Origin of the sequence: Anoxybacillus sp. ST4, from assembly GCF_019448545.1 — a bacterium.
In the GTDB taxonomy this organism is placed as follows: Bacteria; Bacillota; Bacilli; order Bacillales; family Anoxybacillaceae; genus Anoxybacillus; species Anoxybacillus pushchinoensis.
Genome location: NZ_JAHZOE010000020.1, coordinates 18,413 through 40,736, shown reverse-complemented (window position 1 = coordinate 40,736; position 22,324 = coordinate 18,413). Strand labels below are relative to the sequence as shown.

Below are 22,324 nucleotides of genomic sequence, written 5' to 3'. Positions count from 1 at the left end.
CCTATGGGTTGTTAGATATAAACAAAAATGAAAAAGTATGTGATGAGTTTTGTCGAAAAATATTTTTTTGGCACCCCTAAGATGCCAAGAAACCTTGATATATCAACATTTTTAGAGGGAGGAGAGAAAATGAGCGAAAAAAGAAAACCGAGTGGATTTTTGTTAAAACAACGGGCGTTTTTAAAACTATATTTGATTACTTTAACGGAACAAGAGCGGTTGTATGGGCTTAAATTATTGGATGTGCTTCGTGAGGAATTTCAACCGTTTGGATATCGTCCAAATCATTCTGAAGTGTATAAAGCACTACACGACTTAATAGAAGATGGAATTTTAGAGCAAGTGAAAAAGAAAAAGGAAGGAATGAAATATCAGGAAGTTGTTTACTATCGCTTTACTGAAGAAGGATATAAAAAGGCCCAGTTATATAAACGACAACTAAAAACAGAACTAGATCGTTGTGAAGCATTGATTCGGAAAGCCATTAAAGATAATTTTAGTTGACAAAGGAAGTATGTTTCATTTAATATACTTACAAGGGTATAGAAAAAAGGAGATGGAATAACCATGACTTACGATAACCAAGTGAAAAATCGTTTAAAACGAATTGAAGGACAAGTTCGTGGAGTCCTTAAAATGATGGATGAGCAAAAAGACTGCAAAGAAGTTGTCGCGCAGTTATCTGCGATCCGTAGTGCTGTAGACCGTGCAATTGCTGTCGTAGTAAGCGCAAATTTAGAACGTTGCATTCGCAAAGACATTGAAACCGGTTCGTTAGAAAGTGAAAAGCTTATTCAAGAAGCGGTCGAGCTACTCGTTAAAAGTCGATAATGCCGAGTGGCTCTTTTTTTAATATACGTTTACATAATATAATTATGATTAACAATCTCTTTATTTGTACAAATCCGTTTATTTTTTGTACAATACGTACGTATGACAACAAAGAAAGGATTGACAAGATGATTTGCACACAATTTCCTTCATTCCCAAAAGCAATTGAGACAATTGTAGAAGAGAGAAGAGAGATGTTCAAACATGAAGGAAGTGGACAGAGCGCAGATGTTGAGTATACGCCAGCTCATATGTCCATTTTATATGATGCGATTATTGCTTTAGCGCTAGGAAAAAACATATTGTTAAAAGGGCCAACTGGTTCTGGAAAAACGAAGCTAGCTGAAACGTTGTCAGCTTTTTTTGGTCAACCGATGCATAGTATTAACTGTTCGGTTGATTTAGACGCTGAGGCTATGCTCGGATTTAAAACGATTCAACAAGCAAATGGACAAGCGACGATTGAATTTATCCCGGGTCCTGTCATTCAAGCGATGACGAAAGGTCATTTATTGTACATTGACGAAATTAACATGGCTAAGCCGGAAACGTTACCGATTTTAAACGGGGTGCTTGATTATCGAAAAACGATTACAAACCCATTTACCGCTGAAGTTGTGAAAGCTAAACCGACATTTGGTGTCATTGCAGCTATCAACGAGGGATACGTCGGAACCGTCCCGCTTAACGAAGCGTTAAAAAATCGTTTTGTCGTTATTGATGTTCCATATGTTCAAGGAGAAACGTTGAAGCGTGTCTTACAGCAACAAACGAAGTTAACAGACGAAGACTTAATAGACCGGTTCGTTACATTGTCGGCTGATTTAATTGTCCAAGTAAAACAAGGGTATGTGTCCGAAGAAGCAGCATCTATTCGCGCATTAATTGATGCTTGTGATTTAGCTGTGTACATTCCGCCATTGCGGGCGATCGAACGAGCGATCGTCGAAAAATTAGAAGACGATCGTGAAAAAGCTGCAGTACGCAATGTAGCTGAAACGCTGTTTGACGAATGAGGGTGTCTAAATGAACCGTTTCATTATGTTTAACGATAAAAAAGTGGATTCTTCTTTATTTATGGAACTATCGGATTTAGCGAAAACTTTAGCAAACGATGAACAAATTGAACTAGAATTTGGTTATCAGTCGTATCTTGATCGACAGCATAAGAAGGTTATTGTAAGTCATTTTTGGGACAACCGGCCGAAAGAACAGCACGTGTATGGATTGAAAAGCGATGTTTTTTTACGAACAATCGGAAATTTTCATCATACAAATGACGATGATATTATTTTTTTTCTTAAAGAAATAAAGACGTACTCCATCCCTAATTTTGCCAAACAACTCTTTGTGCTTCTTGAAGATATTCGACTGGAAGATATATGTCGGCGTGTGCGTAGTGGAACAAAAAAGGCATTTATAGTTCGAAAGGACGTGTATCGCCACTATTTTCAAACGCAATGGAATGTCAATAGCGTGAAAAGCATCCATACAGATGCGTTGTTCAACTATTTATATTTATTATTAACGGCAGAACATCCAGGGCAAGACGCCGTGCTTCCCGAGCATTTGCGATTGACGCTTCCGTTTATTGATCGTGAAATACGTTATGTATATGATGCGAAATCGACTGCCGATATTGTTCGTATTGTGCTTACTATTGTTGATGTGTTGAATGAATTGTTAGATGCCGATATGTTAAACACATATTTTCATCTTCCAGAGTACATTTACGTTGATCGACGAGAGAATAGGGAAGACATTCGGCGAAAAGATCCGTTAAAAAATGATGACGTACTTGATGTAAAATCCGACGACGAAGAGATTTTTGAAGAGGTGATGCATACGTGGCATCGCGAAACAAGCGATATGACAAACAGTTTCTTGCAGTTTGACCTAGAACAAGGTTCGCAGACAGATTTGCTTGGAGAAGGAGTTCGTCAAGGGGAAGCGGGGGATCAAGCACTCGGCATTGTACAAGGTTCATCACAAAAGACGACGCATAGCGATTATACACATTTAGAACAACAAACGGATCGTCAGGAGCTCAGTGGGCGTTCAGAGTATGAGTATGGAAAAGAAAATCGCTATGCTAAACCGATATTTATTTATCCTTCTTCACCGACAGTTGAACAAATGAGACAGTACGAGCGCGATCGTGAAGCAATTGGACCATATCAAAAAAAATTGACACGGACGATTGAGAAAGTGCTCGAACATAAAAAAATTCATCCACGCACGGATTTGCACGCAGGACGTTTAAACAAAAAGCTATTACGTTTTTTTATGGATGAACATCCACGTTTATTTTACAAAAAACACGAGATTTCTCCAATACTAGATGCTGTTTTCGTACTACTTGTTGACTGTTCAGCGTCAATGTATGACAAAATGGAAGAGACAAAGAAAGGAATTGTTTTGTTCCATGAATCGCTTAAAACGCTCCGTGTTCCACACAAAATCGTTGGTTTCTGGGAAGATACGAATGAGGCCACACAGCTCTATCAGCCGAATTATTTTCAAACGGTTATTGATTTTAATGTTTCTTTAAAAAAGGGACGTGGTGCGGAAATTATGCAATTAGAGCCGAAGGAAGATAATCGTGACGGCTTGGCCATTCGCTTAATGACGCAAGAGTTGCAAAAAAGAGTTGAAAAACAAAAGTTTTTACTTGTTTTTTCTGATGGGGAACCAGCTGCTTTCGGATATGATCAAAATGGAATTGTTGATACACACGAAGCAGTTATGGAGGCAAAAAGATTAGGAATCGAAGTAGTAAATGTGTTTTTGGCGAATGGGATGATTACCGAAAGTCAACAAAAAACGATTGAAAATATATACGGACATTATAGTGTTCTTGTCCCAAACGTCGAATATTTGCCGACGTTCTTAGCTCCATTACTGAGAAAATTATTGTTATACAAATTATAAAGCACCCGTGAAGACCTGGGTGCTTTATAATTTATGTTAATCACAAAAAAAATTTTGTTAACAATGAAATTTTTTTTATGAAAAGATTTTATGGAGGAATAGTATATAAATAATAAGTAAAAACGTAATCCTATTTGTTTTAAAATAGTATATTAAGATAATTTATTTTCAATTTTGTTCCTTTAACGCTGTAAATTGTATACGTTTTTCTATTTTTTACTATTGACGCATAATTTTAATTTTCAGATAATACTATTGCAAGATTAATAATCTTACTAATTATCTTAATTATTTATTTTAAGGAGGAAGTGTATGGAGCTCATTAATCAAGTAGTTGGATTTTTAAACAACATTCTTTGGTCTTATGTTATTATTGGTTTGTTACTCGGTCTCGGTTTATATTTCACAATCGGGACGAAATTTGCACAAATTCGTTTGATCGGAGAAATGTTCCGAGTCTTAAAAGAAAAATCTCCAGAAGGAGCAGGGAAAAAAGAAATTTCCTCCCTCCAGGCATTTTTCATTGGAGCGGCTACTCGAATTGGAACAGGAAACGTTGCCGGTGTTGCAATGGCGTTAGCGATCGGAGGTCCAGGAGCGGTATTCTGGATGTGGCTTGTTGCAATTTTAGGTGGTGCAAGCGCGTTTGTTGAGAGTACATTAGCACAAATTTTTAAAGTAAAAAGCGATGTTGGTTTTAAAGGTGGCCCAGGATACTACATGGAGAAGCAATTGGGTGCACGTTGGATGAGTACAATTTTCGCTTTCACAATCATCGCAAGCTTCGGATTAACATTTAACGCCGTACAAAGCAATACCATTGCAACAGCGTTCAAAAATTCATTCAGTTTGAACCCTTATGTAACCGCTTTCTTACTAGCGGCGCTAACAGCGGTGATTATTTTTGGTGGTGTTACACGAATTGCCCGTTTCTCTGAAGTTATCGTTCCGATCATGGCGTTTTTCTATATCGGATTAGCATTGTATGTCATGGTTACGAACATTACTGAAATTCCAGCGGTCATTGCTTTAATTTTCAAAAGTGCTTTTGGTTTAGAGCAAGTTGTAGGTGGCGGTATGGGTGCCGCGATCATGATGGGAGTAAAACGCGGATTATTCTCAAATGAAGCGGGTATGGGTAGTGCACCAAACGCAGCGGCAACAGCAACTGTTTCTCACCCAGCAAAACAAGGGTTTATTCAAGCGTTAGGAGTATTTTTCGATACGTTACTTGTATGTAGCGCAACAGCATTTATCATTTTGTTATCGGATACGTATAAAACTGGGGAGCTTGTTGGAATTGAATTAACACAAGCAGCTCTCTCCGAGCACTTTGGTTCTTGGGCAGGTATTTTCCTATCAGCAGCTATCTTTATGTTTGCGTTCAGTTCTATCATCGGGAGTTATTATTACGGTGAAGCAAATATTGAATTCATTAGCAAAGGAAAAACTGCATTATTCGTTTATCGCGTATTAGCCATTGGAATGGTTGTTTTCGGAGCACTTGCTAGCTTGCAGATCGTTTGGGATTTAGCTGACTTAGCAATGGCGCTTATGGCGTTAACTAACTTAGTGGCAATTGGTTTACTTGGTCGGATCGCATTTAAAGCACTTGATGACTACATGGCAAAACGTAAGCGTGGGGAAGACCCTGTGTTTTATGCAGACGACATTGAAGGGTTAAAAGGTGTTGAATGCTGGCCGACTCGTCAAGTGGAACAGTCGCAAAAAGCAGTTGGAAAATGATTGTATAAACAAGCCTGGGGTGTTGCCTCAGGCTTGTTTTATTTACAAAAATCATGAAAAAAGTTTACAATGTTGTAACAGGTTCGATATTCATTATAATACAGATTTACATTATAATAATGAGTGAAATGGATATAAGGAATTATGGAAGGAGGTTCTATATGAAACAGTATATTTTTACTTTTAGCACACATCACCAACAACCGATTGTTTGGGAAGAAGCAATTATTGCTAACGGAATGATGGATGCGTGTGTAAAAGCAAAGAAGCTATGTCGTCAATATGAGCACGAAAAACAAATTCCAATCCGCGTTCAATACAAAGGTGTCCGCTATTATAGCGAAGATATTGCCTAGTTGCTATGAATGAAGTGAGAAAGGACGGATTGTGTGGTGTATAGCATATTATAAAACGCAGCTGTTGATCCGTTATAAAATACAAGCAGCTGCGTTTTATATTTTTTTCTGTCTCAAAATAAAAAGTTTACTTATATATTGAGATTAAAATTATTTTACTTCCTATAATTTATGTTATGTAAACTAAAAACGTATAAAAAAAGAAAGGCGCATTTTATGCTGCCCTTTCATGGTTAGGATTCGTCTGTCGCTACGCGTCGGAATATTTGTCGTATAATCCGCTATTTTTATGTTGTTCATCCTATGCTCAAAATCATCTGGGCATTCTGAGGATATTTTTCGCATCGAATTAAATCGCACTATATCCTTCGTTAATTGCTTTTTCCGGATCTTACATAAACTTTGCAACAGTGGATTTCACCTTGTTTTCTTCGTTTTATCCCGATCTTAATCTTATGAGCTATTAACGGATCGATGAGCACGACTCCTCTTCTAAATTAACGCCCCAATCATAGCGGAAACGATAACGATGACTAAAGGAGGACATTTCCAGATTGCCAATAAACAAAATGCCGCTAGTGCAAGACAAAAATCAGCCGGTGTCTGAATGGCTTTTGTCCATACTGGGTGATACAGCGCCGCAAGCAAAATGCCTACTACGGCTGCGTGAATACCATGAAAAGCTGCTTGAAACCGCGTATGTTGACGAATCCATTCGAAAAACGGAAGCGAGCCGATGACTAATAAGAAAGCTGGGAGAAAAATAGCAATTGTTGCGACAATCGCCCCTTTCCATCCGAAACTCACCATCCCTAAATACGTAGCAAACGTAAACAACGGTCCAGGTACTGCTTGAGCCATTCCATATCCCGCTATAAATTGCTCGATTGTCATCCACCCTTTTGTCACTACTTCCGTCTGCAACAAAGGAAGTACTACATGCCCTCCGCCAAAAACTAGCGCCCCAGCGCGATAAAAACTGTCAAAAAGTGTGATAAGCGGAGAATTCGTCAATCGAACGACAATTGGAAGTAGAACGAGTAATATAAAAAATATAAGCAAAAAGCCCGTTGTTTTCCGTCGAAAAGTCGGCACAGAAAGAACATTTGCTTGTGAATGATGGCGATATAAAAAACTTCCTACTATTCCAGCAACAACAATGATAGCAACTTGCCCCCCAGTTTTCGGAAGTAAAAGAGACAAAATAGTTGAAGCAACAACAATTGTCGCACGTGAACGATCGGAAGCAAATGTTTTCATCATTCCCCATACGGCATGGGCAACAACAGCTACAGCTACTATGAGTAGCCCGTGCAGCCAATTGAGAGGAACCTCCGCTGAGAAATAAGCGAACAACAAAAGAATGAGTGCTGATGGAAAGGTAAATCCTAACCATGACACAATCGCTCCGAGCAACCCTGCTCGCAAAAATCCAATGCCAATCCCGACTTGACTACTTGCTGGTCCAGGGAGTAGCTGACACAACGTAACTAGATCGGCATACGTTTTCTCATCAATCCACTGTTTTCGTTTCACATATTCTTCGTGGAAATACCCTAAGTGAGCAACTGGTCCTCCAAACGAAGTAAACCCTAACCGAGCTGCTGTTTTCCATACTTCCCAAAGTTTTTGCATGTATTTTATGCAGTTTGAATGCAAATGCCTGCCCCTCCCGTTTGTATAAGTTTCGCAATTGAACATCATGAAAATTTAGTTGTTGGCAATCTTATCTCATTTTATCGCAATCCTTTTTTCGTTTGAAGTGTCAAGTATGCAAACCTCTCCCCTTTCCGCTATACTGAACAAGTAGTCTAGTGCTTAGGAGGAAAATAGGATGAAATCACTTGTTCTTGCTGAAAAGCCGAGCGTAGCGCGGGAAATCGCTCGCGTACTTGGCTGTCGGGAACAACATAAACATTATTTTGAGGGGTCGAAATATGTCGTCACATGGGCGCTCGGGCATTTAATTGAATTGAAAATGCCGGAACATTATAATCCCGCCTATAAAACGTGGCGGCTGGAAGATTTACCGATTATCCCGGAAAACATGGGACTGAACGTCATTCGCCAAACGAGTCATCAGTTTCGGGCGATCGAAACATTAGCAAAACGTCCGGATATGAAAAACTGCATCATTGCCACCGATGCCGGACGGGAAGGCGAACTTGTTGCACGATGGATTTTGCAAAAAATCCGTTGGAAAAAGCCGCTCCTTCGCCTTTGGATCTCGTCCCAAACTGATCAAGCCATTCGGGATGGATTTCAACATTTAAAACCAGGAAAACAGTTTGAGCGTTTATACGAATCGGCTGTTTGTCGCGCAGAAGCTGATTGGCTTATTGGGTTAAACGTGACGAGAGCGTTAACGACTAAATACAATGAACCTCTTTCTGCAGGTCGTGTTCAAACACCGACGCTTGCGATGATCATCGAGCGGGAAAAAGAGATACAGTCATTTCAACCAATACCATACTGGACGATTCATGCTAACATCGGCTCTGTTGTTGCTACTTTAGAGCATAATGGAGAAAAGCGAATATTTTCAAAGGAACTAGCGGAACAGCTATATGAAAAACTAAAAAACAAGCAAGCGACGGTTATTTCTGTTACGCGAAAAGTAAAAAAAGAAGCACAGCCGCTCCCTTACGATTTGACCGAATTGCAACGAGACGCAAATAAACGATTTAGCTTTTCAGCGAAGAAAACGTTAAGCGTGTTGCAGCGGCTATATGAACAACACAAACTCGTCACCTACCCGCGCACCGATTCGCGCTATTTAACAACCGATATGGAAAACACGATGCTTGAGCGGTTAGAGGCAATGAAATCTGGATATGTAGACGAAGTTATCCCGTTGTTAAAGAATAAGGGAAAAGTGATGGCTCGACGAGTTTTTGATAACGAAAAAGTAACAGATCATCATGCGATTATTCCGACAGAAGAACGGCTTGACATCAGCAAGCTCTCTGCTGATGAACGAAAACTATATGACTTGATCGCTCATCGCTTTTTGGCTCTTTTTTATCCAGCTTGCGAATACGAAACGATTCATGTTGTTTTTTCTATTGATGGAGAATCGTTTGTCGCGCGGGAAACAAGAATCGTGAATGCTGGATTCCGCCGCATCTTAGAAAAGCAAGAGGAGCAACCGACCTTCCCTACATTTACGAAAGGGCAACGGGTTTCTGTTATGTTAGAGAAAAGGGAATCACTAACAGACCCCCCTCTTCGTTATTCTGAAGCAGATCTTCTGTCACAAATGGAAAAGTACGGACTAGGTACGCCAGCGACACGTGCGGAAATTATTGAACGCCTCGTTGAAACAGAAACGGTCGAGCGGAAAAATGGGCGGTTTTATCCAACGTCGAAAGGAAAACAGTTAATTGAACTTGTAAATGAGGAATTAAAATCACCACAGTTAACGGCAAGGTGGGAAAAACAACTAGAAGCCATTGCTCGTGGAAATGGGGATCCGAAAGCTTTCCTCCGAAACATCCGCAAGCAAACGGAGCGTCTAGTCGCAGAAATAAAGCAGAGCGATCGAACGTACCGCCCCCATAATTTAACTGGCTCGATGTGTCCAGAATGTGGCTCGTTTTTAAAAGAACGAGTGACAAAAGAAGGTCGCATGCTTGTATGCTCGAATATGACATGCCGATTCCGAAAACGAAAAGATCCAAAGCTTTCGAATCGACGGTGTCCGCAATGTAAAAAGCGAATGGAAATTCATGAAGGAAGAGCAGGCGTCTACTTCCAATGTCGCCCTTGCAATGTCATTGAAAAAGCGGAGGAGCAGAAAAAAGCAAAACTTGGGCAAAAAGAACGGGCACTACTAAGAAAATATAGTGCCGAGAATGATTCGTTTGGTACAAGCTTAGGGGATTTGTTAAAACAAGCGTTAGATAAGAAAAAAAACTAGAGCCGCTTCCGCATGGAAGTGGCTCATCCTGCGCAACAAGATAGTTTTTCGACAGCTTTTGCAAGTCCTGTAGCACATGTACTACTCGCTGTAAGTCTTCGATTTGTCTTTGTAACTTCCTCACTTTTCTTGATACAAACTCAATATATTACACCTAATCACCTTTTAAATTAGGTATAAACATTGTATAGTACATAGTCAAGGGGGGGAAATGTAATCGTTGACAACGTACTGGATATTCAAGATAATTAGATACAAGAACATATATTCGTTTTTGGTGTTCTACAATTATAAGGGAGCGTGTATTTATGGAACAAAAAATTATGACGTGCCTCATGTTTTCTGGGCAGGCAGAAGAAGCGATTCGTTTGTATATGTCCGTTTTTTCTCCGGCAGAAATCGAACAAATCGTGCATCAAGAAAACGGAATGGTGCTTCATGCCACGTTTCTATTAAAAGGGCAACGGTTGATGGCGATTGATAATCACGTCGAACATCACGAGTTTACGCCTGCGATGTCTCTATGTGTCACGTGTGATACAGAAGAAGAAATTGACCGTGCTTTTGAACAACTATCCCAATCAGGAAAAGTGCTCATGCCGCTAGGTGCCTATCCATTTTGCAAAAAGTTTGCATGGGTAGAAGACCGATACGGTGTATCATGGCAACTGTCTCTCGGAAATTAGTAGCTAGAAGAAAATAAGCTGTTGACACAAGCTCAACAGCTTATTTTTATCTCATCCGCTTTTATATAGAAGGAAATAAGTTTTTATATTGTTCATTTATGAAAAATTCTCCTAGAAAGATAAGCAGCAAATTAAAAAGACATCTCCACATACATATATTCATGACAATGATGGCAATGTGGATATGGAAAATCCCAAGGCAATTCCTGATTGCAAATTTTACATTTTTTCATATAGCGTATCAAATGTTTAGATAGTACTTCAAATATTTTTTCAGAAATTTTTTCTTTTAGTTCAAAAACCTCTTCTTCGTTAAAAGACAACGATTGAGAATAAGCAAATGACGTAAATAACATAAGCTGTTTATAGCTGTTCTCCAATTCATCAATTGCATCGACCGACGTAAGGATAGGCGGCAGAGCTACCTTCCCTTCCGTTAAATATTCTCTAATCATCGTTAGCCAACAATCTGTTATCTTCGTTTCTTCGATTGAAAACGGAACGAAACAGAAAGATAATTTCTTCCAAAGAGGAAGTTCGAGCTTCATCTTTTTCAATGCTTTTTCTAAAACGAACATTTTTCTTTCCCATTCGCTTATTTCACGAACACGATAAGGCGTTTCTTTTAATTCGTTTTGATAAAAGCTCCATGCCCGTTTGAATAAATCGAATGATTCGTAAGGAAATTTTTAATCGCGCTTGTAATTTCTCTAGTATATTTGTTGGCTTCTTTACGGACATTGAAGTGAAGTTTTCCTCCCTTTTCTCATTCATTTTACGCCTTTCGTCCTCCTTTATTTTCCTATTCACTGAAGTGCAGGGCTTTTTTATCGATACCCACGGCCGATTATGTTCCCAACGGACGTGCACATCTATTTGAAACGTTTCTGACAAATAATATTCATAGCCTAATAAAATATTAAGTAGCGACGTTTTTCCCGAACCATTTAACCCAAGAATGACCCATTGTTCGTTTTCTTGCACTTCCCAATGTAGACGGTCTAAAATGACGCGCCCTTCTCTAATACAATGAAACATTTTTCATCTCAACAATCATTCCTCTTCCCCCTTCTTTACAAGCTTCTCAAGCAACATCGACGAAATAAATCCCGGAAATCCGGTGAAAAAATAAACATTTCCCATCTCTTTCGCCACCTGCTTAATTCTTGGTCTAAAGCATTTTACCGATCAATCTCCAACGATTTTACACATCATTTCGCTAAAATTGACAAAACTCCTACTTCCAAATGTATGTTTTCTACAGCTCTACATGAAGGTTGTGCTTATTTCTGTTTATTAAACGTTTTCAGGAAAATCCGCTCCCACCACTTCCATGGCAACCAGTTTTTCAGCATTAACGTCAGTTTCACTCCTCTCCCTACAGGATAACGCAAACGAGGAGTCGGCGATTGGACGACTTTGATGATTTGCCTAATGACTTCGTCAGGGGGTGGTGCTGTTCTGGCTACACGATTCACGTATTGCATAACGGTCTTCATTTCTTTTTCATATGGCGAACCTGGACGGACGTACACTCTTTGAAGTCCTTTCGACCAAATGTTTGTTTTGAATGACCCAGGCTCAATTAAGACGACATATACTCCGTACGGCAACATTTCTAAACGAAGCGATTCGCTAAATCCTTCGACAGCAAATTTTGAAGCGACATATGGACTCATCGCCGGAAAACCGACTCGTCCACTAATGCTACTAATGTTAATAATCTTACCGCTACGTTGCGTTCGCATAATTGGCAAAACAGCTTTTGTACCGGCAACTAACCCGAAAAAGTTTGTCGTAAATTGACGCTCCCACTCTTCAAGTGAGAGTTCCTCTACAAAACCGCCGGCGGCAAACCCTGCGTTGTTAACTAATACATCGATCCGTCCGTAGCGATTGATTACATCGTGTACAACCGATTCTACCGAAGCGAAATCGGTGACATCGAGAGGTACGATTTCTATCCGATCGTACACGCCTGCTTCACACGCTGCTGTTGCAAGCATTTCTTTGTTTTGTATATTTCGCATCGAAGCAACCACTTGATATCCTTCGCGCGCAAGTGCAACACTTACAAGTAGCCCAAACCCGCTTGAGGCTCCTGTCACTAGCGCCACCGACGGGGAGTTTACATTTTGGTTCACAACAATCCTCCTCACTACTATAAAGACACATTTATTGGAATTAGATAACGATGGGCAATATTCCTGCCATTTTGCAAAATCGACCCCCATCACGCACTGATAGAGGTCGATTTTTTCTTTGGTTTAAGTTCTTTTGTTGTGACAACAAGCATAGCTCCACTCAACACAATCAGTCCCCCAATCATTTGGATAGACGATATGCTTTCATGTAAAAATACCATCGATAGAAGGAACGTCACGATCGGTTCTATCATACTTAAAATCGCTGCTTTTGTCGGACCGATGATATTCATTCCTGCAAAAAACGTCAACATCGCCAAAACGCTTGAGACGAACGATGTTCCGATAATTGGAAGCCATCCTTTTGTGCCAAATTGAAAATGTAATGTTCCCGAACCGATTCCAAAAATAAAAAAAGACAAAGCGGCAAAGAGTGCAATGTAGGCGCTCGCTGTAATGGGTGGAACGTGTGCGGTCACTTTATTTCCAACGATAATGTACATTGAGTAAACAATCGCTGCCCCAATGGCTAACGCAATACCGAGCGGCTGAATTTTTCCTTCTGGTGCCCCTAATACAAGCAACATACCTAAAAAAGAAATGAGAATCGCTATGATGATGTGTTTTGTTAGCTTTTCTTTATTAATAAAGAACGAAAAAATAGCCACAAATATAGGATTTAAATACAGCAATAAAGCAGCGAGTGAAGATGGAATATATTTCACTGCCTGAAAATAAAAAGAAGATTGCATCATATAGAAAATGCCACCTAGTAAAAATAAATACAATAAATGTGATCGCGAAACCTTCCAGTTTTTTTCTTTTAACCATAAATACAGAAAAAAGAAAAGCGCAGCCAATGCAAAGCGTAAAAACAACAGGGTTGTCACAGTGACACCGCTGTCATATGCGTATAATGCAAAGATGGGAATAAACGCAAATCCTGTTGCCGATAACAATACGAGGCTATATCCTTTCCACAATTTCCCTTCACCCCAAATCATATATTCGCCCCTTTCTTAATGAGAGGGAACATCACTTTTTCTTGTTTACTGTAAATGTTAAACAAAATACCGCTAAATACAAATGCCGCTCCAACGATATGAGTGATTGTCAAATGTTCATTAAAAAAGATCGTTCCCATCACCGTAGCAGAAATAGGCATGACATTAATGAAAACGGAAGCGGTTGAAGCTCCGACTTTTTGAATACCATTATACCACCAAACGAAGCTGATAGCCGAAACGACAACGGCAACGTACAGTACGCTTAACCACACATCCCATCCACTCATCTTGACAGATGTAAAAGAAGTATAGTATAGCGCAAACGGTGCTAAAAACAACGTTCCAAAACCTGTTGCGTACGTTGTTGCTGCGAGCGGACTATATTTTTTCATTGCCACTTTTCCAATAACCGAATATGTACTCCAGCTGAGACATGCCCCTGCTAGCACGAGATCGATCGGAGCAACACCGATCTCGATAAGTATGGACGGATGGCCGTTTGTGATGATATATACAGCTCCAAATACAGCGAGCAACATACCAAATATACTTCTTCCGTTCAATTTTTCCTTCAAAAATAGTGCAGACAACAATGTAATCAACGGGGCATTGACCGCAATAACTAATGAGCTTTTGACAATTGGTGCGTATTTTGTAGCTATAAAAAAGAAAATGTTGTATAAAAACACACCCGTTAAACCGAGGAGCGCTAACACGACCCAATCTTTTCTCGTCGGAGTTGGTCTATTCGGCTCTTTCCAGTATAATAATGGAAATAAAATCAAACTAGCACCGAAAAAGCGAAAAAAAGCAACTGATACAGGATGTAAAGTCGTCGTTGCGATTTTTCCAGCAACAAAGGCCCCACCCCAAATCGTAGCAGTCAAAAATAAAAGAATATACGTTTTTATATTTTTTACTGGCACTAAACATCCTCTCCCTTTGTTCATAAAAAACTCGGCTAAAAAGGAAAATAACAATGAGGAGGCTATGTTCCTCCTCATTGTTATGTTCACCCTTTATCATTGTATGTTCTTTTTTGTCTGAAAACAATATGTTTTCGTTATATTGAGAAAAAAAGCGAGGAGAACGTCTTCTGCTCACCTTCGTTTCTTACTCTCCCGTTTCGGCAAACCGCTTAATTCTCGCTCCAATTTCATCGCGCACGCGTTGGAAAACAGCCCATTTTTCTTCTTCTGTCCCTTCTGCTTTAGCTGGGTCATCAAATCCCCAATGAACACGCTTGACATGTGGCGGCGTTACGGGACAATGATCAGCCGCATGTCCGCACAATGTCACGACTAAATCGGCTTTGTTTAAAATTTCTGGATCGATGACGTCAGATGTTTGGTTCGAAATATCAATCCCCACTTCTTTCATCGCTTTGACTGCGTTCGGATTTAAACCATGCGCTTCAATCCCAGCGCTATATACTTCCCACTCGTCTCCAAGATATGTTTTTGCCCATCCTTCTGCCATTTGGCTACGGCAAGAGTTTCCTGTGCATAAAAAATAAATTACTTTTTTCATTACTCCTCGACTCCTTTTAATGAATGATAAGTAACCATATATATAACCCAACGAGAGTAATAAATAACGTTGGGATGGTTAAAATTAAACCATTTTTAAAATAAGCGCCCCACGTGATTTTTACTCCTTTTGTTGAAAGTACATGCAACCAAAGAAGTGTAGCAAGTGAACCGATCGGTGTAATTTTCGGCCCTAAATCAGAGCCAATTACATTCGCATAAATGAGTGCTTCACGAATGATTCCTGTCGTATTTGTATCGGCAATGGCTAGCGCATCAATCATTACTGTTGGCATGTTGTTCATCACAGATGATAAAATGGCTGCGATAAAGCCCATGGCCATCGTTGCGATAAACAGTCCTTGATTGGCGGCCGCTTCGATCATATCAGCTAGAATGTTCGTCAATCCGACGTTACGCAATCCGTATACAACAACATACATCCCGATCGAGAAAAAAACGACAGCCCAAGGCGCCCCTTTTAATATTTGTTTTACATGCACAGCGGGACTGCGTCTCCCCATCCATAAAAATAATAAAGCGACAGCGCCAGCAATAAATGAAACAGGAATGTTTGCGAATTCACCGACAAAATAACCGATTAACAAAACACTAAGGACGAACCATGACAATCGAAACATGCGTACATCTTTAATGGCTTCGTACGGTCGCTTGACATGAGACAACTCGTAGCGCTTCGGAATGTCTTTTCGGAAGTATACATATAACACTAAGATGCTCGCTATAAGTGAGAAAAAGTTCGGAACGATCATCCGTGTTGCGTATTCAACGAAACTAATGTTAAAAAAGTCCGCTGATACAATGTTGACAAGATTGCTCACAACAAGCGGCAACGATGTCGTATCCGCAATAAAACCCCCCGCTAAAATAAACGGCAGTACGTTTCGCTCGTCAAATTGCAACGCGCGCACCATCGCCAAAACAATTGGTGTTAAAATCAATGCCGCCCCATCGTTAGCAAAAAACGTTGACACGAGCGCACCAAGCAAGGAAACGAATACAAACATACGAACGCCATTCCCATTAGCAGCTCGTGCCATATGTAAAGCTGCCCACTCAAAAAAACCGATTTCATCTAAAATTAATGAAATAATAATAATTGCAATAAACGCAAGTGTGGCGTTCCATACAATATTTGTCACGTCAATTACATCTTGAAAATCAACAACCCCAGCGAGCAGCGCTAATATCGCACCACCGCATGCCGACCAACCGATCGATAAATTCCGTGGTTGCCAGATGACAAACAAAAGTGTCACGAGAAAAATCAATGATGCGAGAATAACAGAAAGCAAAAAAACACTCCTCTCATCTTATTCACAACGGATGCGCATTCCATTTGCCTCAAGCTTACGAATTTCTTCTTTCTGATTCGGTAAGTGAACGAGAATGTTTTGAACTAATGAATAAAATTCATGTTGTTTGTTTAGTGAATAAAACACCCATTGCGCTTTTTTCGTTTCTTTCACTAAATCACTATCTTTTAATTTCCGTAAATGTTGACTAATCGCTGGCTGGCTCATTTGTAAAATATCAACGAGCTCACATACGCAACAATCCGCTTCATTTAATATAGCCATGATTTTCAGCCTCGTTTTATCACCTAGTAGTTTTAAAATGTTAGCTACTTCTTCGATTTGACACATATACCTCCCTCCTTCATTCGATAATCATTATATAAGCATGTACTTATATAGACAAGTAAAGATTTTGTAAACTTAAAAAAGAGCTGATCGATTGATTAACTCTTTTGGTGTAAAACTAATCGTCATCTACCGTCCATGTGATATTCGTTTTAGGTTGTTGTTTCATTTTTCATTCCCCCTTCAACATGTATTTGTTTTCTAAATTAAAACCATTGGTACATTGAACATTTGCGATCCATAATCTCTTCTTCGAGTTGATGAATGAGCTGTTCTTGTTCTATTTCTTCAGCCGTCCATATTCGTCGTTGAATAGAACTTGATGACATGCAAAAAGGAGAAGGTTGATTCCCTCTCCTTTTACTTTCGTCCAAAGTCCGCTTTAATTTCTCCCCATTGTTCCGTTTCCCACTTTATAATTTCGTTTGTATAATGGTGTGTGCGCAACCACGCTTCGGCGCGTTCAACGAGCTGCCAAACACGTTCCGTTTCAGCAGTACAGGCAAGCGTCGTATTCGCTTTTTTTTCTTTCACCCATTTTATAGCCGTAGCGGAGTCTGAATAAATCGGCCAATTTTTGTTTTGTTTCTGTAACCATGCTAGTCCGTGTACAATGGCTAAAAATTCACCAATGTTGTTCGTACCGATCATCGGTCCAACACGAAAAAACTCTTCCCTTGTTTTCGTATGTACTCCTCGGTATTCCATTGCACCAGGATTGCCGCTACATGCTGCATCTACGCACAAGCTTTCTTCTATATAACTCATTGAACGTTCGACGACCTTATTCTTCTTCGCGCCGCCCATCATTGGACCAGATGCAAATGCTTGCTCCGCTTCTTCTTTCGATAAAAATGAGCGATATTTTGCCCCGGGAATGCCAATGACGTACTGTTTACACTCATCCCAAGATGAAAAAATGCCTGTTTTTGCTCCTTGCCAAACGACATAATACTTTTTCAATATGCCACATCCTCGCAGTTGAAATAAAAAACAAGATGAAGATTACTAAAGAAGGAACAGGAAGAGGAAGATGGCGGAGGAGGGGGGATTCGAACCCCCGCGGGCTTTGACACCCCTATCGGTTTTCGAGACCGACCCCTTCAGCCGGACTTGGGTACTCCTCCGTACAGTGGGGGTGCCAAAGAAATTATAGCGAAAACGTTATATTTCGTCAATTACCTTTTTTGTTTCTCAACGTAATCAACAAGCCCCATTGCGCATACTTGTAAATCAAGTTGAAGTAGTTGATATACATCAGCATCATCTGGTACTTGTTGTTTACGCAAAAAGGTACGAACGATCTCAAATAAACGATTGAAAACGGCCTCGGTTTTTTCTGTAAACGATTGATTGGCTTGTTCACTCACGACTTCATTGCCTACTTGAACAAAAATAGGAAGCCAGTAGTGCAACTGTTCCCAAACCGTTTGCACTTGCTGCGACATGCCAAAATGACCGAAATATATACGACCTGGACGTAATGCCTTAAATCTTTCAATGGATGCAAGCATCGCCTCGGGATCAAATTGATTTGGTGATGTAGATGGCAAGTATAGCTCTACGTAGTATGAAAGAAGTTGCGGATAAAAAACGCCAGCTGTATCACCTGTAAAAATACCGTTGCTTTTTGGATCATAAATGGAAAAATGGTGATTCGCATGTCCTGGTGTATGCATAAACGTTAGCGTGCGATCTTTTCCAATTTGTAGCGTCTCTCCATCTTCCTTTGCAATTAATCGGTCTTCAGGAATTGGAACGATCGGGTCAAACAATGCGTCAAATTTTTCACCATAAACCGCTTTTGCTCCTTGAATAAGACGAGACGGATCAGCTAAATGGCGCATACCTTTTGGATGGACAAATACGCGAGCATTTGGACAATGCTGCAATAACACACCCGCCCCGCCCGCGTGATCTAAATGAATATGAGTGACGATAATATTTTTCACATCGTGTAATTTAATGGACAATGCTTCTAACCCTTTAATTAAATGTGGGATCGAGGGGCTTGCGCTCGTTTCAATAATTGTCACTTCTTCTTCTTGAAACACATATGCTCCTGTTCGTTGAGCAGTTTGTAAGTCATATAAATCAATAAGCGAAATACTAAACCCTAAATCAACCGGTTTTGTCATGCGTATTCTCCTTCCTTTGTTTGAATGAGTCGGGTGAAATGATGAACAATTTTTGCTGTCAGTCCCCAAATAACTTTATCCTTGTAATAATAAAAATGTTCTTCAATTTGTCGCGGCCTCCAATTATACTGCCTTCCCCCTGGGATATGTTCGAACGGGAAATGCTCTTCGGGTTTCGGTTCAAGCTGAACGTGATATATGTCTGGCTTTGTTTCAACAAAGAAGGATAGCGGAACGGTAAATACTTCTGCCACTTCTTTTTCATTTATTTTCATGCACGTCATATCTACAAACGCAGCAAACGGATAAATGACCATACCGAACGGCGACAACATGTAATCAAGCGGAACGATGTGTGTAATATTTTCTTTTTGAATACCTAGCTCTTCACACGTTTCACGAACAGCGGCATCGCTCGGATTTTGATCGCATTCGTCTATCTTTCCACCTGGAAAACAAATTTCCCCCGGTTGACGACGCAAATGTAATGAGCGTACTTCAAATAAAACAAATATATCGTCATTTTGACGGACGAGCGGGAGAAGTACGGCATATGTAGCAAATGTGTCAAAGTCCATGATCGTTGGCGTTCGCTGTTGCAACTTCTCCATCGCGGTATACAACCTTTTTTTCATCAGTAAACATCCCTTTTCGTAAATACATAAAAAGAAATGATAAGCGCTACAAGCGCCCAAATGGCTAGTACAGTCATCGAAAATGAAAGTGTCATTCCATCAATAGGCGGTGCCATGCCACTAACGTAGCTTGTGAGTCGCAAATTGACCATAAACAAATATTTTGCGGATTCCCATGACGACACCATGCTTGATAAAATCGCTCCAGAAATAAGAGCGGCGAGCATGATTCCCATTACTGCTGCTGTGCTACGCAGCAACACGGAAAGCATAAATGTAAGCGTGCCGACGACGAGTGAAACAAAAAAAGCAAGTCCAAATTCAATAAGTAAGTATTTCCATTGAGGAATGAGGTGAACACCCGCTGTATTTAATTCTTCACCTTGAATCGAAAATCCTGTTAAAAGAGGTAAATTCCATCCGCCATATCCAAATACAATGCCCGAGATGGCATACGATAAAACTGCAACGGAAAACACGATAAAGGATGTAGATAAAATCATAGCGATATATTTGCTCATTAAAATTTTCCATCGTTTCACAGGACGTGTCAACAATAGTTTAATTGTTCCCCCGCTTGCTTCTGACGAGACAAGGTCAGCGGCAATGACCATAACAAGAAGCGGCAAAAACAGTTCAATCGAATTTTCGATGAACATGCGCATAAACGTCGGTGCACCAGGTGCCATCGGATTAATGTCATTGTCTAAATAATATTGTTGTTGTTGTAAACGAATTTTAAGGAATTTTTTCCACTCTTCAGAAATTCCTGTCGAATTTAACCGATTTTGTGTATCGATGATTTGTTGTTGTAGTTGTGTGCGCCAATCTGTTGTTCCGATTCGTTCTCGAATCGTTTCGACCTGTTTAAATTGCGCATATGTAAATAAGCTAACGAGAACAGCAACAATTGCTGCGATAATAAACAACCGTTTTTTACGAACGATTTTTAACATTTCATTGTATACGAGATTAATCAATCGTTTCCCCTCCTGTTAATTCGATAAATAAGTCTTCGAGTGTTGGAAGTTTGCGCTCAATACTACTCACACTCACTCCAGCTTCAATTAGGCGGGCATTACAACGGGCGATGACTTCGTTTGATTCGTAAACTGTAACGATGAAGTCATCTTTTTCACCTAGAACGGTTGTTTCGTTTTTTAATATTTGTTTTGCGATATGAATCGGGTGAACATTCCAGTATGTCCGTGCTTGTTCTTTCAATAAATGTTCAACTGTATCAATGCGAATAATTTCCCCTTTAGACATGATGGCCACCCGATCACACATCAGTTGTATTTCGCTTAACAAATGGGAAGAAACGAGAACGGTTAGCTGTTCTTGTTCGGCAAGTGTACGAATAAATTGTCTCATTTCGCGAATGCCGACAGGGTCTAGACCGTTCGTTGGCTCATCTAAAATGAGCACGGTAGGTTTTCCAAGTAACGCTTGTGCGATACCGAGACGCTGCCGCATGCCAAGAGAGTATGTTCGAACGAGATCATGAATCCGATTTTGTAAGCCGACGAGCTCAACAACTTTTTGAATGCGTGTTGTAGAAATGGATGGCAACATACGTGCAAAATGCTCAAGATTTTCCCATCCGCTTAAATATGGGTAAAGTTCAGGATTTTCAACGATACAGCCAATATGTTGAATGGCTTTTGTAAATTGTTTTTGCAAGTCATATCCGCAAACAAAAATCTTCCCGGATGTCGGCTTGATTAATCCGACGAGCATACGAATCGTCGTTGTTTTTCCTGCGCCATTTGGGCCTAAAAAGCCGAACACTTCTCCTTTTTTTAAAGAAAACGAAAGTCCTTTAATAATTTCTCTTTTTCCAATCGTTTTTTTTACGTTTTGTACAACTAACGTTTCTTCCATTATTTCTCTCCTTCCGTTAATGTGATAAGTGCGGCGACGCGTTCACCCATTCGTTTGTATCCCTCTTTATTTGGATGGAATTTATCCGTATATAAATAGTCGTTTACTTGAAGTTCGAACAAATCGTACGTTGGAACACAAATGATGGACTTGTATTGGGCGGCCACTTCGGATGCGGCATAGTTCCAATTTCTAACAATCGCCGACGTTTCTTTTCCGTTGTCTAAATCGTTAAATGGATTGTATAGAGCGATATAAAATACAGGTGCATCTTCGTTTATCTTACGTATAAGTAGGAAAATTGTATTTAGTTGTTCAATAAATTTTTTCTTTTCTTTTTCTATTTGTGTTGTCGACAAATCGCGCAATGCTTCACCACCGCGAAATAAATCATTTCCTCCAATCGTCATCAAGATGATGTCTGCTTCTATTATTTGACGTTGCACTTCTTTTTGTTTCAACTGTTCAATAAGCTGTGCAGACCGTTGCCCTTTAATTGCTAAATTAGTAAATTGAATTTGTTTGTCCGTTCGTTTTTTAAGTTCATCCATCACATGACCGACATATCCTTTTCCTGTTTCATCTCCAGTTCCACGCGTTAACGAATCGCCGAGAGCGACAATCGAAAGCGCATCTTTTTGTTTTGAGTTTGAATTTGTCGCCTCGATTTGTTTTGTTGATGAAGAAGCTTCATAAAAAAACTGGTCTTGAATAGTAACGATTAAACCGAAAATCCATAACATCGTTGTGGCAACGCAAATGGCGACAACGATTGAAATGATTCGTTTAGCCACGATATCACCCTTTCCTTTTTTCTACCTATCATCATATACCATGTGTTGTGTAAACACATA

General features: G+C 39.9%; 23 protein-coding genes, 1 tRNA gene and 1 pseudogene. 8 read left to right on the top strand and 17 right to left on the bottom strand.

Annotated elements, in window-relative coordinates:
* Positions 1–129 precede the first annotated feature (129 nt).
* From K1I44_RS11655 to K1I44_RS11630, 6 genes are all read left to right on the top strand, one after another.
* Positions 130–504 (top strand): replication termination protein, encoded by a 375-nt coding sequence (locus K1I44_RS11655; protein WP_003397201.1) that lies wholly within the window; start codon positions 130–132, stop codon positions 502–504.
* 63 nt (positions 505–567) lie between these two features.
* The gene (locus K1I44_RS11650) at positions 568–831 is read left to right on the top strand and encodes a metal-sensitive transcriptional regulator (protein ID WP_003397198.1); all 264 of its coding nucleotides are present in this window, start codon (positions 568–570) and stop codon (positions 829–831) included.
* A 44-nt stretch (positions 832–875) separates the two neighbouring features.
* Positions 876–1,847, top strand: a complete 972-nt coding sequence (locus K1I44_RS11645; RefSeq protein ID WP_080629217.1) for an AAA family ATPase — start codon at positions 876–878, stop codon at positions 1,845–1,847.
* Positions 1,848–1,857: 10 nt separating this feature from the next.
* Entirely contained in the window at positions 1,858–3,762 is a 1,905-nt protein-coding gene (locus K1I44_RS11640) for a vWA domain-containing protein (RefSeq protein ID WP_219986221.1), read from the top strand.
* A 312-nt stretch (positions 3,763–4,074) separates the two neighbouring features.
* Positions 4,075–5,508, top strand: coding sequence for an alanine/glycine:cation symporter family protein (locus K1I44_RS11635; protein WP_003397196.1), 1,434 nt, complete (start codon positions 4,075–4,077; stop codon positions 5,506–5,508).
* A 161-nt stretch (positions 5,509–5,669) separates the two neighbouring features.
* A complete protein-coding gene (locus tag K1I44_RS11630; protein WP_003397195.1) occupies positions 5,670–5,864 on the top strand; it encodes a hypothetical protein in 195 nt (64 codons plus the stop codon).
* Positions 5,865–6,356: 492 nt separating this feature from the next.
* Here K1I44_RS11630 and chrA read toward each other — a convergent pair whose 3' ends face one another.
* On the bottom strand, positions 6,357–7,499 hold the full coding sequence (chrA, locus tag K1I44_RS11625) for a chromate efflux transporter (protein WP_219986224.1): 1,143 nt from the start codon (positions 7,497–7,499) through the stop codon (positions 6,357–6,359).
* Between the two features lie 199 nt (positions 7,500–7,698).
* Here chrA and K1I44_RS11620 point away from each other — a divergent pair, with 199 nt between their 5' ends.
* On the top strand, positions 7,699–9,783 hold the full coding sequence (locus K1I44_RS11620; protein ID WP_219986220.1) for a DNA topoisomerase III: 2,085 nt from the start codon (positions 7,699–7,701) through the stop codon (positions 9,781–9,783).
* A 308-nt stretch (positions 9,784–10,091) separates the two neighbouring features.
* On the top strand, positions 10,092–10,469 hold the full coding sequence (locus K1I44_RS11615; protein WP_003397191.1) for a VOC family protein: 378 nt from the start codon (positions 10,092–10,094) through the stop codon (positions 10,467–10,469).
* A gap of 131 nt (positions 10,470–10,600) precedes the next feature.
* Here K1I44_RS11615 and K1I44_RS11610 read toward each other — a convergent pair whose 3' ends face one another.
* The 16 genes and pseudogenes from K1I44_RS11610 to K1I44_RS11535 all read right to left on the bottom strand — a co-directional run bounded on the left by K1I44_RS11610 (position 10,601) and on the right by K1I44_RS11535 (position 22,264).
* Positions 10,601–11,047: an SUV3 domain-containing protein gene (locus K1I44_RS11610; RefSeq protein ID WP_003397190.1), complete on the bottom strand. Its 447-nt coding sequence runs from the start codon at positions 11,045–11,047 to the stop codon at positions 10,601–10,603.
* 22 nt (positions 11,048–11,069) lie between these two features.
* Positions 11,070–11,526: pseudogene (locus K1I44_RS11605) on the bottom strand (ATP-binding cassette domain-containing protein).
* 226 nt (positions 11,527–11,752) lie between these two features.
* Positions 11,753–12,613 carry an oxidoreductase gene (locus K1I44_RS11600; protein WP_219986218.1) on the bottom strand — a complete coding sequence of 287 codons (861 nt, stop codon included), beginning with the start codon at positions 12,611–12,613 and terminating at the stop codon, positions 11,753–11,755.
* 89 nt (positions 12,614–12,702) lie between these two features.
* Positions 12,703–13,617, bottom strand: a complete 915-nt coding sequence (locus K1I44_RS11595) for a DMT family transporter (protein ID WP_255573396.1) — start codon at positions 13,615–13,617, stop codon at positions 12,703–12,705.
* The gene (locus K1I44_RS11590; RefSeq protein ID WP_219986217.1) at positions 13,614–14,546 is read right to left on the bottom strand and encodes a DMT family transporter; all 933 of its coding nucleotides are present in this window, start codon (positions 14,544–14,546) and stop codon (positions 13,614–13,616) included. The genes K1I44_RS11595 and K1I44_RS11590 overlap by 4 nt, the downstream gene beginning before the upstream one ends.
* A gap of 187 nt (positions 14,547–14,733) precedes the next feature.
* The gene (gene arsC / locus K1I44_RS11585) at positions 14,734–15,150 is read right to left on the bottom strand and encodes an arsenate reductase (thioredoxin) (RefSeq protein ID WP_219986216.1); all 417 of its coding nucleotides are present in this window, start codon (positions 15,148–15,150) and stop codon (positions 14,734–14,736) included.
* A 16-nt stretch (positions 15,151–15,166) separates the two neighbouring features.
* On the bottom strand, positions 15,167–16,465 hold the full coding sequence (locus tag K1I44_RS11580; RefSeq protein ID WP_219986215.1) for an arsenic transporter: 1,299 nt from the start codon (positions 16,463–16,465) through the stop codon (positions 15,167–15,169).
* Positions 16,466–16,483: 18 nt separating this feature from the next.
* Positions 16,484–16,816 (bottom strand): ArsR/SmtB family transcription factor, encoded by a 333-nt coding sequence (locus K1I44_RS11575; RefSeq protein WP_219986214.1) that lies wholly within the window; start codon positions 16,814–16,816, stop codon positions 16,484–16,486.
* A 203-nt stretch (positions 16,817–17,019) separates the two neighbouring features.
* Positions 17,020–17,142: a YrzI family small protein gene (locus K1I44_RS11570; RefSeq protein ID WP_219986222.1), complete on the bottom strand. Its 123-nt coding sequence runs from the start codon at positions 17,140–17,142 to the stop codon at positions 17,020–17,022.
* A 31-nt stretch (positions 17,143–17,173) separates the two neighbouring features.
* A complete protein-coding gene (locus K1I44_RS11565; RefSeq protein WP_219986213.1) occupies positions 17,174–17,776 on the bottom strand; it encodes a ribonuclease H1 domain-containing protein in 603 nt (200 codons plus the stop codon).
* A gap of 71 nt (positions 17,777–17,847) precedes the next feature.
* A tRNA-Ser gene (locus K1I44_RS11560) sits at positions 17,848–17,940 on the bottom strand.
* Positions 17,941–17,991: 51 nt separating this feature from the next.
* Positions 17,992–18,951: an MBL fold metallo-hydrolase gene (locus K1I44_RS11555; RefSeq protein ID WP_219986212.1), complete on the bottom strand. Its 960-nt coding sequence runs from the start codon at positions 18,949–18,951 to the stop codon at positions 17,992–17,994.
* Positions 18,948–19,586 carry an NUDIX hydrolase gene (locus K1I44_RS11550; protein WP_219986211.1) on the bottom strand — a complete coding sequence of 213 codons (639 nt, stop codon included), beginning with the start codon at positions 19,584–19,586 and terminating at the stop codon, positions 18,948–18,950. The genes K1I44_RS11555 and K1I44_RS11550 overlap by 4 nt, the downstream gene beginning before the upstream one ends.
* The gene (locus tag K1I44_RS11545) at positions 19,586–20,566 is read right to left on the bottom strand and encodes an ABC transporter permease (RefSeq protein ID WP_219986210.1); all 981 of its coding nucleotides are present in this window, start codon (positions 20,564–20,566) and stop codon (positions 19,586–19,588) included. The genes K1I44_RS11550 and K1I44_RS11545 overlap by 1 nt, the downstream gene beginning before the upstream one ends.
* Positions 20,559–21,470 (bottom strand): ABC transporter ATP-binding protein, encoded by a 912-nt coding sequence (locus K1I44_RS11540; protein WP_219986209.1) that lies wholly within the window; start codon positions 21,468–21,470, stop codon positions 20,559–20,561. The genes K1I44_RS11545 and K1I44_RS11540 overlap by 8 nt, the downstream gene beginning before the upstream one ends.
* Positions 21,470–22,264, bottom strand: coding sequence for an SGNH/GDSL hydrolase family protein (locus K1I44_RS11535; RefSeq protein WP_219986208.1), 795 nt, complete (start codon positions 22,262–22,264; stop codon positions 21,470–21,472). Before K1I44_RS11535 ends, K1I44_RS11540 begins: the two co-directional genes overlap by 1 nt.
* Positions 22,265–22,324: the final 60 nt, after the last annotated feature.